Source organism: Gammaproteobacteria bacterium, from assembly GCA_016716465.1.
Lineage (GTDB): Bacteria > Pseudomonadota > Gammaproteobacteria > SZUA-140 > SZUA-140 > JADJWH01.
Genome location: JADJWH010000002.1, coordinates 24683 through 39056 on the forward strand (window position 1 = coordinate 24683; position 14374 = coordinate 39056).

Sequence of the window (14374 nt, forward strand, 5' to 3'; positions counted from 1 at the left end):
CTGGAAGAGACGGCAAGGACGCCGTCTCAGAACGGAATGTCGTCGTCGAAATCGTCGGCCCCCGCCGCGACCCGCTCGCGCGCGGGCGGTGCGGACTGCGACTGCCCCGCGCCGCCGCCGTACCCCTCACCACCGCCCCCGCCGCCGCCGCGCCCGTCGAGCATCTGCATCTCGCTGGCGATGATCTCGGTGGTGTAGCGGTCGGCGCCGCTGTTCTTGTCCTGCCATTTGCGCGTGCGCAGGCTGCCCTCGACATAGACCTTCGAACCCTTCTTGAGGTATTCGCCGGCGATCTCGGCGAGGCGGTTGTAGAACACCACGGTGTGCCATTCCGTACGTTCCTGCTTCTCGCCGGACTGTTTGTCCTTCCATGATTCCGAAGTGGCCAGCGTGACGTTCGCCACCGCGCCGCCGCTCGGCATATACCGCACCTCCGGGTCCTTGCCCAGATTGCCAATCAGAATGACCTTGTTCACGCCTCTTGCCATGCTCGTCTCCCGGATACTCGCGCAGAAATCGCTGACTCTCTATGAATTCGCCGTCCCGGCCCATTCGGCCGCGAGACGATCAAGCCGCCCGTAATCCACCGCGCGGCTGTCCACCTTAAGATACGCCACCCCCTCCTCCATCACAACAATGGCCTCCGCCACGCCGGGCAGGGCGAGCAGCTCGCGCTCCCGCCGGGCGGCCTCGGCGCCGGCACCGTCGGGGCGGCTTTCTCCCAAGGAAATCATATAGCTGCTGAGATATCGCGGCGGCGCCATGGAGCGCGCCCACAGCCACCACAGGGCGGCCATCAGGGCGCAGAAGCCGAATACCCCGGCGATGCCGGCATGACCGTAGAGGTAGCCGCCGACCACCCCGCCGCAGAACGCCCCGAGGAACTGCGAAGTCGAGTAGACGCCCATCGCGGTGCCTTTCTTGTCGGCCGGGGCGAACTTCGCGATCAGCGAGGGCAGCAGGGCCTCCAGCACGTTGAAGGCGCAGAAGAACAGCAGCAGCAGGGCGACGATCGCGACGAGCGACACGTGAAAGAACGCCAGTCCGAGCTCCGCCAGCGCCACGCCGGCGATCGCCGACAGGAACACCTCCTTCAGGCGGCGACGCTTCTCCGCGACCACCACCAGCGGAACCATCACGACCAGCGCGACCAGCAGCACGGGCAGATAGACGTAGCCGTGATGCGCGGTCTCGACCCCGGCGAAGTCGCGCAGCGCGAACGGCAAGGCGACGAAGCTCGCGGTGAGGATGCAGTGGAGGGCGAAGATCCCGCCGTCGATGCGCAACAGCTGCGGATCGCGCAGCACCTGGGAAAAATACCCCGGCACCGCGCCGGTGTCGCGATGGGTGCGGTGCCGGACCGGGTCGGGCACCACCAGGTACAGCAGGGCGATGCCGAGCAGGGCCAGCACGGCGGTCAGCCAGAAGATGCCGGGCACGCCGATCCAGTGATTCAGGATCGGGCCCAGCGCCAGCGAAACCGCGAACGAGAGACCGATGCTGAGCCCGATCACCGCCATCGCCTTGGTGCGGTGCTCCTCGCGCGTCAGGTCGGCGGCCAGCGCCATGACCGCCGCGGCGATCGCGCCGCTGCCCTGCACCATGCGCCCGATGATGATGCCCGTCATGGAGTCGGCGGTGGCCGCGACCACGCTGCCCAGCGCGAAGATGACCAGGCCGACGGCGATCACCGGCTTGCAGCCGAAACGGTCGGACAACATGCCGAAGGGGACCTGCAGCACGGCCTGCGACAGGCCGTAGGCGCCGATCGCGAGGCCGATCAGCACCGGCGCCACCGTGCCGAAGCGCTCCGAGGCGTAGAGGGCGAACACGGGCAGGATCATGAACAGGCCCAGCATTCGGAAGGAAAAGATCGCGGCCAGCGACAACGCGGCCCGGCGCTCCAGCGCCGTAATATTCTCACGCGACATAGGGGTGTTTTGCCTGCCCAAGGTAAAGCGGCTATATTAACAGGTTGCTTTTAGAGCGGGAAATCGTATGGACAAGATCCTCATCCGCGGGGCGCGCACCCACAACCTGAAGAACATCGACCTCGACCTGCCGCGTGACCGCCTCATCGTCATCACCGGCCTGTCCGGTTCGGGCAAGTCCTCGCTCGCCTTCGATACCATCTACGCCGAGGGCCAGCGCCGCTACGTCGAGTCGCTGTCGAGCTACGCGCGCCAGTTCCTCTCCGTGATGGAGAAACCCGACGTCGATCACATCGACGGCCTGTCGCCGGCGATCTCGATCGAGCAGAAGACCATCTCGCACAACCCGCGTTCGACCGTCGGCACGGTGACCGAGATCTACGACTACCTGCGCCTGCTCTACGCCCGCGCCGGCGAGCCGCGCTGCCCGCGCCACGGCCAGCCGCTCGCCGCGCAGACGGTGAGCCAGATGGTCGATCACATCCTGGCGCTGCCGCCCGATACGCGCCTGCTGCTGCTCGCCCCGCTGGTGCAGGACCGCAAGGGCGAACACGAACAGGTGTTCGAGGAACTGCGCGCGCAGGGTTTCGTACGCGCGCGCGTGGACGGCAAGGTGATCGAACTCGACGAGACGCCGAAGCTCGATCCGCACAAGAAGCACACCGTCGAGGCGGTGATCGACCGCTTCAAGGTGCGCCCCGACGCCCAGCAGCGCCTGGCGGAATCCCTCGAGACCGCGCTGCACCAGAGCGACGGCATCGCGCGCATCGCCTTCATGGACGAACCCGCGCGCGCGGACCTGGTGTTCTCCGCCCGTTACGCCTGCCCGCACTGCGGCTACAGCCTGGCCGAGCTCGAACCGCGCCTGTTCTCGTTCAACAACCCGGCCGGCGCCTGCCCGACCTGCGACGGCATCGGCCTGATCGAGTTCTTCGACCCCGAACGCGTGGTGCAGCACCCGGAACTGAGCCTCGCCTCCGGCGCGGTGCGCGGCTGGGACATGCGCAATACCTATTACGCGCAGATGATCCAGTCGCTCGCCGCCCATTACGACTTCGATCTCGACACGCCCTTCCAGGACCTGCCGGAAGAGATCCGGCGGGTGATCCTGCACGGCAGCGGCGACGAGGAGATCGAGTTCAGCTATGCCGGCGAGCGCGGCGGCCATCACCAGCGCCGCCACGCCTTCGAGGGCATCCTGCCGAACATGCAGCGCCGCTACCGCGAAACCGACTCGCAGATCGTGCGCGAGGAACTGAGCAAGTACCTCAACAACCGCATCTGCCCGGACTGCAAGGGATCGCGCCTGCGCGTGGAGGCGCGCAACGTCTTCATCGGCGAGATGATCCTGCCCGAGTTCGCCGCCCTGCCGGTGGGCCGCGCGCATGCCTTCCTGGAGGCGCTCGAACTGGGCGGGCAACGCGGGCAGATCGCCGCGAAGATCGTCAAGGAGATCAACCAGCGCCTCGAGTTCCTGGTCAACGTCGGCCTCGACTATCTGTCGCTGGACCGCCGCGCCAACACCCTGTCCGGCGGCGAGACCCAGCGCATCCGCCTCGCCAGCCAGATCGGCGCCGGCCTGGTCGGCGTCATGTACATCCTCGATGAACCGTCCATCGGCCTGCACCAGCGCGACAACCAGCGCCTGCTCAACACGCTGACCTATCTGCGCGACCTCGGCAACACCGTGATCGTGGTGGAACACGACGAGGACGCCATCAATATCGCCGATTACGTGGTCGACATCGGGCCGGGCGCCGGCGTGCACGGCGGCCGTATCATCGCCCAGGGCACGCCGCGCGAGATCGCCGCCGATCCCGAATCGCTCACCGGCCGGTATCTGTCCGGCCGTCTCGCGATCGAACTCCCGGAACGGCGCGTGCCCGCCAATCCGGACCTGCAATGCCGCATCCTCGGCGCGCGCGGCAACAATCTGAAGGACATCGACGTTTCGATCCCGGTCGGCCTGATGACCTGCGTCACCGGCGTGTCCGGCTCGGGCAAGTCGACCCTGGTGAACGATACGCTGTACCTGCAGGCCGCGCGCGTCATCGGCGAGGGCGGCGAGGATCCGGCGCCGTTCCGCGAGATCGCCGGACTCGACCTGTTCGACAAGGTGGTCAACATCGACCAGAGCCCGATCGGCCGCACCCCGCGCTCGAACCCGGCCACCTACACCGGGCTGTTCACCCATATCCGCGAGCTGTTCACCCTCACCACCGACGCGCGCATGCGCGGCTACGGGCCGGGGCGCTTCAGCTTCAACGTGAAGGGCGGGCGCTGCGAGGCCTGCAAGGGCGACGGCGTGATCAAGGTCGAGATGCACTTCCTGCCCGACATCTACGTCCCCTGCGACGTCTGCAAGGGCAAGCGCTACAACCGCGAGACACTGGAGATCCGCTACAAGGGCCGCAACATCCATGAGGTGCTCGAGATGACGGTGGAGGACGCGCACGAATTCTTCGCCAACGTCCCGCCGCTGCAGCGCAAGCTCCAGACCCTGATGGACGTCGGCCTGTCGTACATCCGCCTGGGACAGAACGCCACCACGCTGTCGGGCGGCGAGGCGCAGCGCATCAAGCTGGCGCGCGAGCTCGCCAAGCGCGACACCGGGCGCACGCTGTACATCCTGGACGAGCCCACCACCGGCCTGCACTTCCATGACATCAAGCAGTTGCTCGTCGTGCTGCACCGCCTGCGCGACCAGGGCAACACCATCGTGGTGATCGAGCACAACCTCGACGTCATCAAGACCGCCGACTGGCTCATCGACCTCGGCCCCGAGGGCGGCGACAAGGGCGGCGAGCTGATCGTCGCCGGCACCCCGGAACAAGTCGCCGCCTGCGCGGTCTCATATACCGGCCAGTTCCTGAAACCCGTGCTGCAACGCAGGATGGATCCCGTCCCCGGCCAAGCGCGGCGGGCGAGCCGGCCATAGGCCCCATTCAACCGAGCAAGCTCCCGTGACCCCGCCCCGCCCCCGCCACCTGATCCTCCTCGCCGCCCTGTTCGCCGGCGCGGGGACCGCGGCCGGGGTCGTCGACCTGCCGAACATCGGCGATTCCTCCGAGAACTACCTGTCGACAGCCGAGGAACAGACGCTCGGCAAGGTCTTCATGCGCAACGTGCGCCAGTCGCTGCAGGTGGTGAACGATCCCGAGGTCGAGTCCTACATCCAGTCGCTCGGCTACCGGCTGGTGGCGAGCAGCGGCACCCAGGGCCGCCAGTTCACCTACTTCGTGGTGAACGACCCGGCGATCAACGCCTTCGCCGGCTTCGGCGGCTACATCGGCGTCAACAGCGGGCTGATCCTCGTGACACAGTCCGAGGCGGAGCTCGCCGCGGTCATCGGGCACGAGACGGCACATGTCGCGCAGCACCATCTCGCGCGCGCCATCGAGCAGTCCGCGCGCATGAGCGCGCCGATGACGGCCGCGATCATCGCCGCCATCCTCCTCGGCAGCCAGACCAGCCAGGGCGGGCAGATCGGCGAGGCCGCGCTCGCCGCCACCGTCGCCGGCAGCGCGCAGCGGCAGATCAATTTCACCCGCGCGAACGAATGGGAGGCGGACCGCATCGGCATGCAGTTCCTGGCCGGCGCGGGCTACGATCCGCACGCGATGCCCGACTTCTTCGAGCGCCTGCAGAAATCGAGCTACGACAACCTGCAATACAGCTTCCTGTTCACCCACCCGGTCACCAGCGAGCGTATCGCGGACTCGCGCAACCGCGCCGAACAGCTGCCGCGCGCCACGGACAGCGAGACCAACGGGAACTACCAGCTGATCCGCGCCAAGGTGCGCGTGCTGCAGGACAACAATCCGCAGAAGAGCGCCGAATATTTCGAAAAGACCCTGGCCGGCGCGCCCGCGGCCGATAAGGACGCCCTCGCCTACGGCTACGCCCTCTCGCTGCTCGCCCTCGGCCGCGACCAGGATGCGCTCGCGCAGCTGCAGCCGCTGGTCGGCAAAAACCCCGAGCGCATCGCCTATCAGATCCTGCTGGCGCAGATCCAGCTGGCCGGCGGCCAGACCGCCGCCGCGCTCGCCACCTACGAACGCAACCTCGGCCTCTACCCCTACAATCTGCCCCTGACGACGCGCTATGTCGGCGCCCTGCTGCAGGCGGAAAAGCCGGAGAAGGCCCTGGCGACGATCAACGAATATTTCCGGCAGCGGCAACCGGACGCCGAACTCTACGCCCTGCAGGCGCGCGCCGCGGGCATGCTCGGCCGCAACACCGAGATGCACCTGGCCCTGGCGGAACACCACTATCAGCTTGGCGAGACCCGCACCGCCATCGAACAGCTGCGCATCGCCCAGCGCGGCGCGCCCGTGGACGACGATCGTCTGCGGGCGCGTATCGAGGCGCGCATGGACGAACTGCAGACGGCCTGGAAGGCGGAACGGAAGGTGAGCGGCGAGGAGGAGAAGAAGCCGTGAAGCCAGGAAATTTGGGGTCAGAGTAAAAACTCTTCGCGGAACCGGTTTTATAGCTTGGGATTGATCGAGTTTTTACTCCCCCCCGGCACCACCCTCACCCACGCAGCCCCGCGCGCGACGCCTGTGTCCAGCCAAAGTTTCTCAGCCCTCAGTCCCGGGCTCTTACCCCGGCAGGCGCTTGCGGTTCAGTTCGTCCACCTCGACGAGGTCGCTGAAACATTCGTCGGCGCCGGCGGCGCGGTAGGCCTGGCACTGGGTACGGCTGGCGGCGGCGGAGACGATCACCATCACGGGGACGTGCTCCCCCTGATGCTCACGGCCACGCAGGCGGCGGATCGATTCGGCATCGAGCAATTCACGCGACTCATTGTCCACCAGGATCAGGTCGTAGCGCCCGCGCATGGCCGCATCCAGCGCCTCGGCGGCGTCGAGCGCGAGACTGGTGCGGTAGCCGAGGCGCTCGAGGCGCGCCAGCAACTGCTTCTGCCGCTCATCCTCCACCGCGAGGACCAGGGCATGGCCGTGCTGCGGCAGGCGGGACGCCGCCAGGCTGTGACGCGTGATGAAGGTCTCGCGGTCGTTGCGATCGATCCCCGACACGGCGGTGATGCATTCATTGAGCTGTTCCCGGTCGAAGGGCGCCGTGAGATACCCCTGCACGCCGGCATGGCGCACCTCCTCGCTGTCGCCGCGGTAGCCGGTGGTGGCGACCATGATCATGTGCACGCGGGAGATACGTCCGTCCTCGCGCACCGTGCGCGCGAAGCGGAGGCCGTTCATGCCGCGCATCATCATGTCGAAGATCACCACGTCGTACGGTTGCCGGCGCTCGGCGGCGGTGATCAGCTCGTGCAGCGCGCGCACCCCGTCGTCGACGCCGGCCACGCCCAGGCCGAGTTCGCTCACCATGTTCTGCAGGGAGGCCAGCGCCACCGCGTCCGCGTTGACGATGAGTGCGCGCAGGCCGCCCAGCTCGCGACTGACCGGCCGCGGCGCCGGCCGGGCGTCCGGGTGCTTCATGAAGCGGCAGGTGAACCAGAACAGGCTGCCGCGCCCGGGCTCGCTCTCGACACCGATGGCACCGTCCATCATCTCGGTCAGACGCTTGGAGATCACCAGACCGAGACCGGAACTGCCATAGCGCGGCGTCAGCGACGCCTCGGTGCGGGCGAAGATCTCGAAGATGCGTTTCTGGGTGGCTGCGGCGATACCGGGACCGGTGTCGCTGACCGCGAAGCGTAGCGCCGTTTCCTGTTCGGCGTCCTCCAGCACCTCGATGCGCAGCACCACCTCGCCCTTCTCGGTGAACTTGACCGCGTTGTCCACCAGATTGGTGAGCAGCTGGCGCAGCCGGGTCGGGTCCCCGCGCAGGGCCGTCGGCGTCGAATACGGCATCACGTACACCAGGTTCACGCCCTTGCGCGCCGCCTGGTCGCGGTACAACTGGTAAACGATGTCCACCGTCTGCCAGAGGTCGAAATCGATCGACTCGAGATAGAGCTTGCCGGCCTCGATCTTGGAGAAATCGAGCACGTCGTTGATGATGGTGATGAGTGACTCGCCCGAGGCGCGGATGGCGGCGACGCGCTCACGCTGTTCCGGCGATAGGTCGGTGCCGAGCAGCAGGTTGAGCGTGCTCAGCATGCTGTTGACCGGGACGCGGACTTCCTGGCTGACATTGGCGATGAACTCGAACTTGCTGCGCGAGGACTCCAGCGCCGCGTCCTTGGCCCGGCGCAGCTCGGACTCCACCTTCTTGCGCTCGGTGATGTCGCGCGCGATGGCGATGAACAGATAGCGGCCCTCGATCTCCATCTCGCTGATTTCGATCTCGAGCGGAAACTGGGTGCCGTCCTTGCGCAGTCCCTGTACCTCGCGCGCGACGCCGAGGATGGTGCGGTCGCCGCCGCGGATGAACTGCTGGATGAAGCGTTCGTGCTCGGAAAAGTGGGGCTCGGGCAGCAGAATGGCCAGCCCCTGGCCGATGGCCTCGGCGGAGGGGTAACCGAAGATCCGGGTCGCCGCCGGATTGAAGCTCTCGATCTGCCCGTTCTCATCGATGGTGATGATGGCATCCATGGCGTGATGGAGCACGGCATGGATGCGGCGCTCGCTCTCGTGCAGCTCCTGCGCCTTCTGGCGCGCGCCGGTCAGCGCGGCCTGCTTCTCGGAATAGAGCGAGACCAGCTTGCGCGACATGGTATTGAACGCGCCCGCCGTCTGGGCCAGCTCGTCGCCGCCCAGCACCGGGACCTGGTAGCCGATGTCGCCGGAGGCGATGCGGCGGGTGGCGTCGCGCAGGTTGGTAAGCCGGCGCCGGAAGTAGTTGCCGAGGAGCACCGAGAATGCGACGGAGACGGCAAGCCCGAACATGGCGATGGTGGCCATCTCGCGCCGCGCCGCATCCATGGTGACGTTGATCGCCTGCACCGACAGGCCGAGCTGCACGCCGCCCATGATCTCGCCGTTGCGCAGGATTTCCGCGCTGACGTCGTAGATCCCGTCATCGACGTCCTCGAACAGGAAGTCCTCCACGAAGGGGCGCGCCAGCGTCGCGGGATCGCCGCCCTCGGCGACCAGGTCTCCGGCGGGATTGACGATGCGCACGTAGACCGTGCCGGGCAAGGCCAGGATCTCGTTGATGTGGACGAGCAGGCCGTCGCGGTCGCCGCTGAGCAGCTTGTCTTCCAGCGTGGAGGCAAGGATCTCGGCGATCGAGGTGGCGCGGTTGGACAGCTCGATCTCGTTGGAACCGCGCAGGAAATTGAGGCTGCTCCAGACCAGGATTACCAGCAGCAGCAACTGGATCACCACCAGACCCAGTATGATCTTGAGACGGAATGACATCGCGGTACGACCCTCTATTCCCCGCTCACCGGCACGGTTCGCCTGCATCCCTGCGACCGCGCTCTGATCAATCGACCGGGCATATATTATAGACTCGCCGTCCACCGGACCGAGGCCGCGGACCGCGCGAGGTTCGGGCCGCCCCGGGATCAGCCGGCCCGACAGCAGCCGCTAAGTCTCTGTTTCTGCTCCACTCCGTGAGTGCGATACTCTAGTGTGCCCCCGGACGGAATGCAACCGCCGCCCCCGGCCACCCCGGGACGCCGGCTTTAGCTGTTGAATTTACTGGATTTGCGCGGAATTTCCCGGCGCCGTCACGCGCTCACGGACGCGGCTCGCCCGGGTGATGCGCGCCGTGGCTGCGCTGATACTCGATGAGCTTGCGGATCCTGGCGGCGTCCGCCTGCGAGATGCCGGAAAACTGGAAGCCGATCCGGTGATATTTGTCACCGCTCTCGGCCCGGGTCCACAGGCTGCGGCAGCGCACGAAGAAGGTCCTGACGCTGCCGTCGTCCTGGATGACCTCCACCGCCAGCTTGAGATGGTTTCCGACCGGCACGGTCTCGGTGCTCAGCACGGACATGCCGTTTTCACTCAGATCCTCCACCCGCCCGAGGAAGGTGGCCTGATCCTCGTCATAGATGGCGAGAAACTGATCGATCTTCCAGCGGGGCTCTATCCGCTGTTCCTTCATCTTTTTCCGTCCCAGCATGATTGCGAACCGATGTGATGGCCAAAGGAGAGTCGTTTCTATAACGGCAGACGCGGCCACCCCCTTAAGCTATAACGATGGCTCACAAGACCTGACCCGGAGCGAAGCCACATCGTTCTGCGTCAGAATGGCAGCCATGGCCCGACCTGTTACAGGCGTGATCCCGGGGAGTTCGAGCGTTTCACGCCGGCGGCCGCACCGGCGAACTGACCCTGTGTCAGCCGCAATAACACCATCATCGATCACGTGCTCGACCTGTCCCCGGGCTGCCGAACGCAACCCTGAACATGCGCGCCTGAATCAGTCACGTCATGACGAATCACGTCCGCCCCCGTCCCGCAGCATCGCTGACTCGGATGACTGTGACTTTTATAGATCCGGATCGGGCTGACGCCAGTACTCACCCGACGCACGACATCACATGACCGGCGTTAATATTTTGACAAATATCGGCGCCCGCACGCCCTATCGATCGTCTGTTCGCCCTCGTCCGCCATATTGAACTAAGCTGCCCTCGCACACTCATATTGAGTAGCCAGAATCCATGCATCCCCTGGCGAGTAGGTCGCGTGGCGCCGGTGTGTGATGTCTCGATTCACATCGGGTCAAAAATCGCAAACATCTTGCAAGATCCGCCATCCATGGACCAACGGAGGCTGACATGCTGAAAAATCAGACGGATTCCCGGAACACTTATCCATCGTCCCGAACTGGCGATGACTACGGCACCCGGCAGGCGCCGGACAGAAACACGCGCATGGATCCGCGCTTGCGGGATTTACTGAGTGACCGGACTTCGCGCTACGAGCCGGCGGATGTGCTGTATCGGGCCGGAGACGCCCCATCCACGGTGTATGTCATCGAATCCGGCATGGTCAAACTCATCAACTATCTCCCCAATGGCAAGGCGCGCATCGTCCGCATCCATTCCGCCGGCTCGTGGCTCGGGCTCAACGGCCTGCTGGGCCGTTCCTATGGACACTCCGCGATCGCCATCGACGAGGTACGGGTATCCAGGATCGCGATCAATGAGATCATGAACGTCAAGTCCACCGATCCCGATCTCTTCTGCAAGCTGATGGAACACTGGTTCTATTACCTGCAGGACGCCGATCTGTGGATATCCTCGTTCTCCACCGGTATCATCCGCGCTCGCGTCGCCCGCCTGATCGACTACCTGTCCCGGATCGAGAATAATCTCTCCGCCGAGGAGGTCAGGCTGCTGACCTGCGAGGAAATGGCCGAGATTCTCGGCGCCACGCCGGAAAGCGTCAGCCGGGTGATCGCCGAGTTCAAGCGGGAGAAACTGCTCTATCCCGGCGATCAGCACGACCCCAGGCATTTCTATCGGGACATACCCCAACTGAACGCGATCTCCCAATGCTGATTCCACGGGCACGGATTTCCTGCTCCACGACGGCAACCTTGCCGTCCCTGTGCCGAAAGAAAATCCCCCTCTTGAGTCGCGCAAGTCCGCCCGGGCTCATGAGGGGGGCGGCCGGTAAGCGATAACGCAATCGTTTGCGCGTGGCGTGCGGTCGCCTTCCAGCGGAAAAAACTCGATCTCACCCTCCCCCTTATCCGACACGCGCGCAATCGGAATCGAGCCGGACGGAAGCCAGTCGGCGATGTCCCGCCCAGCATCGTCATCCCCCAGTCGCGTCCAGAAAAATCTCCAGCCCGCATAGTGGCACTTCATCAATGCCTCGTAGTGAAATTTTCTGTCGAACGCAATCCTGCCGCGCATCGAGCGGACCATTGTCACGAGCTCCTCGGCGTCGTCCTTCTGCGCGGGCAGCTGATACACCCGACTGCGACCGAACTCCGGCGCGAAATGAGTGCAGACCAGGGCATTATAGGAATCGTTCGCGGTGGCGGATAACAGATGTCCCAGTTCGTGAAGCTCGAGCGTGTCGTCGGAACGCTCCGAGAGGATGTAGTCATGATGTATCCTCAGACCCTTTCTCCGCGCCATGTGCAGGTGATTCCAGCTGCTGTCACTGACTACGGTCGGAATATTCAGCTCATGGAACGCCTGCGCCAGATCGACCGACCAGGGGACGCGCCGACGATCAACAGTCCGTTGGACCGCTCTGATGCCAGATCGAGGCGCCTAGCCAGCCAGCCGATGCTCAACCCGTGGAACAGGACGGTGGCCATGATCAGCGCGAACACCAGCGGAAGCAATTGATCCGCTCCGGCATACGACGCCTCGACCAGACGCGGGCCGATGATTCCCGCCACCACCGCCGCGACGATGCCGCGCGGGGCGATCCAGCCGGCCAGCACGCGCTCGCGCCAGTCAATGCCCGTCCCCAGCGTGGATACATAGACCGCGATGGGCCTCACGACGAAAACAATCATCGCGATCAGGGCAGCGCTGCTCCAGTCGAGCCGCATCAGGACGTCGATGCTGATGTCTGCGCTGAGCAGGATAAACACGCCCGACACCAGCATCAGTGTCAGATAATTGCTGAATCTCTGCAGTTCCTCGATATTCCTCAGATGGACGTTTGCCAGCACGAAACCGGTAATGGTGACGGCCAGGAGCCCGGCCTCTTCCTGCACGGCATTCAACAGGACATAAAGAATCAGTATCGCCGCCAGTAATACCGGGGCCTTCAGATATTCCGGGACCCGCCCCCGGTGAAACGCCCGCTTCAGCAGGTGCGCGCACGCGAATCCCGCGGCCAGCGCCGTGGCCAGCGCCACGCCCAGATTGAGGAAAATATCCCCGACCGCGGTCACATGCTGTGATTGCGAGAAATATTCAAAGACGAGGACCGTGAGCAGCGCGCCCAGGGGATCGTTGATGATCCCCTCCCATTTCAGCAATGCGGCGGAGCGCCGTCGCAGTCTCGCCTGCTTGAGCATGGGCAGGACCACGGTGGGGCCGGTGACGACGCTGATCGTTCCAAACAGCAAGGCGACTGGCCAGGACAGGCCGCCGACATATCGGGCGGCCATGCTGCCCAGAATCCCCGAAAGCAGCAGGCCCAGCGTTACCAGCCGGATGACATCAATGCCGGCCTCCTTGTACTCGTGCCAGCGTAGATTCAGCCCTCCCTCGAAGAGGATGATGGCGACGGAGAGGGCGACGAAGGGATAGACCAGTCCATCAAAATCCCGCGTGGGATTGATGAACCCGGTCACCGGCCCGATCACCAGGCCTGCGAGCATCAGCAGCACGATGGACGGGATCCGGACCCGCCAGGCCAGCCATTGCGCGCCGATGCCGAGCGCGCCGATCGCGACCATCGCCGTTACCAGTTCCCTATCCATTTCGGCCCCCCGAAATCCCGGGACGACCGCCCCGTGTCTGTGTGTTCGCGCAGGCGGACCCTGGCTCCGACCGGATGGGGGAGCGGATCAGTGGGATGTGTATACCTTCCCCATCGTCGATATCAGGCCCGGCAGCAGGCTCTCCGCTTCGTCGAAACCGCCGTGCGACTCCTGCGCGGCTTCCACGACGATATCCCCCAGGGAAAGCATCCCGCAGATCCGCCCCGCCTCATCGACGACGACCAGGCGGCGAATCCGGTTGGCCGCCAGCAGATCGAGCACCTCGCTGATCGTCTGCTCCGAGGTGCAGGTCACGACGCCCTTGCCGTCGATGATGGTGCCGACCTGTACCTCCCGCGGAGACTTGTGGTTGAAGGCCAGGGCCATGCTGATGTCCCTGTCGGTGATGATCCCGATCGGCCGTCCCGCATCATCCGCCACCGGCAGAGAGCCGCAGCCCGAGTCCCACATCGCGAGCGCGACGGATTCGAGGTCCGTGTCCTTCGAACACGCCGTCACATCGCTCACCATGATTTCGCGCACTTTCATAATTCCTCCTGTCGTGTTTGTCACCTTACCGCGCCGCCCACAGGACCCGGCCAGACAGGCACAGCATAGGCAACCGGAAAAACTCCGCATTGATATCTGTCATTCGACGCGGGTATTTGCACCTTGGAGCGGGCCGACGCGACCGCGATGAGGTGAACACGGCCCGGGTCGCTTCTCAGTCTTCGTACTCCATATATTCGCGCCCATTGACGAAGCTCAATGCGACGATGCGGAAGCGACACTATTCTGTCTCGCGTACTGAGTTCAACCCGGACATTCAGGGAGGTCGACGCCATGAACGAGAACGAGAGAAGGAGACCGTATATCGTACAGATCCTTGGATGGAAGGACCGGCTGGCGCGGATTGTCCTCGGAACCGTCATGGTCGCGGCCCCGCTGACCGTGATCGCGATGAACATGCCGGTCTGGCTGAATGATCTGAGCGGGGGACCATCGCCGGTGTCATTCTGGTACTACGTCATCATGCTGGCCTCCCTGTATCCGTTCTGGACCGCGGCCGTGGGCTGGGACCCGGTCTATGCCATGCTCGGCCTGCGAACCTGCAATGACCGGGACACCCGCAACCCCTGTGGTACCCTGCCCTACCAGAT

General features: G+C 65.0%; 11 protein-coding genes. 4 read left to right on the forward strand and 7 right to left on the reverse strand.

The window, feature by feature from the left end; translation table 11 throughout:
* Positions 1 to 26: 26 nt before the first annotated feature.
* Positions 27 to 488 (reverse strand): single-stranded DNA-binding protein, encoded by a 462-nt coding sequence (gene ssb / locus IPM20_07465; GenBank protein ID MBK9131460.1) that lies wholly within the window; start codon positions 486 to 488, stop codon positions 27 to 29.
* Between the two features lie 39 nt (positions 489 to 527).
* The gene (locus IPM20_07470; GenBank protein ID MBK9131461.1) at positions 528 to 1859 is read right to left on the reverse strand and encodes an MFS transporter; all 1332 of its coding nucleotides are present in this window, start codon (positions 1857 to 1859) and stop codon (positions 528 to 530) included.
* A gap of 139 nt (positions 1860 to 1998) precedes the next feature.
* Between IPM20_07470 and uvrA the strand changes: the two genes are divergently transcribed.
* Positions 1999 to 4869 (forward strand): excinuclease ABC subunit UvrA, encoded by a 2871-nt coding sequence (gene uvrA, locus IPM20_07475; protein MBK9131462.1) that lies wholly within the window; start codon positions 1999 to 2001, stop codon positions 4867 to 4869.
* Between the two features lie 25 nt (positions 4870 to 4894).
* Positions 4895 to 6373, forward strand: coding sequence for a M48 family metallopeptidase (locus IPM20_07480; protein ID MBK9131463.1), 1479 nt, complete (start codon positions 4895 to 4897; stop codon positions 6371 to 6373).
* A gap of 162 nt (positions 6374 to 6535) precedes the next feature.
* On the opposite strand, the gene IPM20_07485 is transcribed toward IPM20_07480, so the two are convergent.
* Together IPM20_07485 and IPM20_07490 are read right to left on the reverse strand one after the other, a co-directional pair.
* Positions 6536 to 9220, reverse strand: a complete 2685-nt coding sequence (locus IPM20_07485) for a PAS domain S-box protein (protein ID MBK9131464.1) — start codon at positions 9218 to 9220, stop codon at positions 6536 to 6538.
* Between the two features lie 322 nt (positions 9221 to 9542).
* Positions 9543 to 9932, reverse strand: a complete 390-nt coding sequence (locus IPM20_07490) for a PilZ domain-containing protein (protein ID MBK9131465.1) — start codon at positions 9930 to 9932, stop codon at positions 9543 to 9545.
* Positions 9933 to 10689: 757 nt separating this feature from the next.
* Between IPM20_07490 and IPM20_07495 the strand changes: the two genes are divergently transcribed.
* Positions 10690 to 11319: a Crp/Fnr family transcriptional regulator gene (locus IPM20_07495; GenBank protein ID MBK9131466.1), complete on the forward strand. Its 630-nt coding sequence runs from the start codon at positions 10690 to 10692 to the stop codon at positions 11317 to 11319.
* 96 nt (positions 11320 to 11415) lie between these two features.
* Here IPM20_07495 and IPM20_07500 read toward each other — a convergent pair whose 3' ends face one another.
* The 3 genes from IPM20_07500 to IPM20_07510 all read right to left on the reverse strand — a co-directional run bounded on the left by IPM20_07500 (position 11416) and on the right by IPM20_07510 (position 13763).
* Positions 11416 to 11907 carry a hypothetical protein gene (locus IPM20_07500; GenBank protein MBK9131467.1) on the reverse strand — a complete coding sequence of 164 codons (492 nt, stop codon included), beginning with the start codon at positions 11905 to 11907 and terminating at the stop codon, positions 11416 to 11418.
* Positions 11908 to 11951: 44 nt separating this feature from the next.
* Entirely contained in the window at positions 11952 to 13214 is a 1263-nt protein-coding gene (locus tag IPM20_07505; GenBank protein ID MBK9131468.1) for a sodium:proton antiporter, read from the reverse strand.
* An 87-nt stretch (positions 13215 to 13301) separates the two neighbouring features.
* A complete protein-coding gene (locus IPM20_07510) occupies positions 13302 to 13763 on the reverse strand; it encodes a CBS domain-containing protein (protein MBK9131469.1) in 462 nt (153 codons plus the stop codon).
* Between the two features lie 324 nt (positions 13764 to 14087).
* On the opposite strand from IPM20_07510, the gene IPM20_07515 reads away from it, so the two are divergent.
* Positions 14088 to 14374: DUF2892 domain-containing protein (locus IPM20_07515; GenBank protein MBK9131470.1), on the forward strand; the 287-nt coding region annotated here is incomplete at its 3' end.

What these genes read in the sequence shown, in the direction of transcription:
- ssb (MBK9131460.1), bottom strand. Translation starts at nt 488, where the DNA reads ATGGCAAGAGGCGTGAACAAGGTCATTCTGATTGGCAATCTGGGCAAG.
- IPM20_07470 (MBK9131461.1), bottom strand. Translation starts at nt 1,859, where the DNA reads ATGCTGGGCCTGTTCATGATCCTGCCCGTGTTCGCCCTCTACGCCTCG.
- uvrA (MBK9131462.1), top strand. Translation starts at nt 1,999, where the DNA reads ATGGACAAGATCCTCATCCGCGGGGCGCGCACCCACAACCTGAAGAAC.
- IPM20_07485 (MBK9131464.1), bottom strand. Translation starts at nt 9,220, where the DNA reads ATGTCATTCCGTCTCAAGATCATACTGGGTCTGGTGGTGATCCAGTTG.
- IPM20_07490 (MBK9131465.1), bottom strand. Translation starts at nt 9,932, where the DNA reads ATGCTGGGACGGAAAAAGATGAAGGAACAGCGGATAGAGCCCCGCTGG.
- IPM20_07495 (MBK9131466.1), top strand. Translation starts at nt 10,690, where the DNA reads ATGGATCCGCGCTTGCGGGATTTACTGAGTGACCGGACTTCGCGCTAC.
- IPM20_07500 (MBK9131467.1), bottom strand. Translation starts at nt 11,907, where the DNA reads ATGGCGCGGAGAAAGGGTCTGAGGATACATCATGACTACATCCTCTCG.
- IPM20_07505 (MBK9131468.1), bottom strand. Translation starts at nt 13,214, where the DNA reads ATGGATAGGGAACTGGTAACGGCGATGGTCGCGATCGGCGCGCTCGGC.
- IPM20_07510 (MBK9131469.1), bottom strand. Translation starts at nt 13,763, where the DNA reads ATGAAAGTGCGCGAAATCATGGTGAGCGATGTGACGGCGTGTTCGAAG.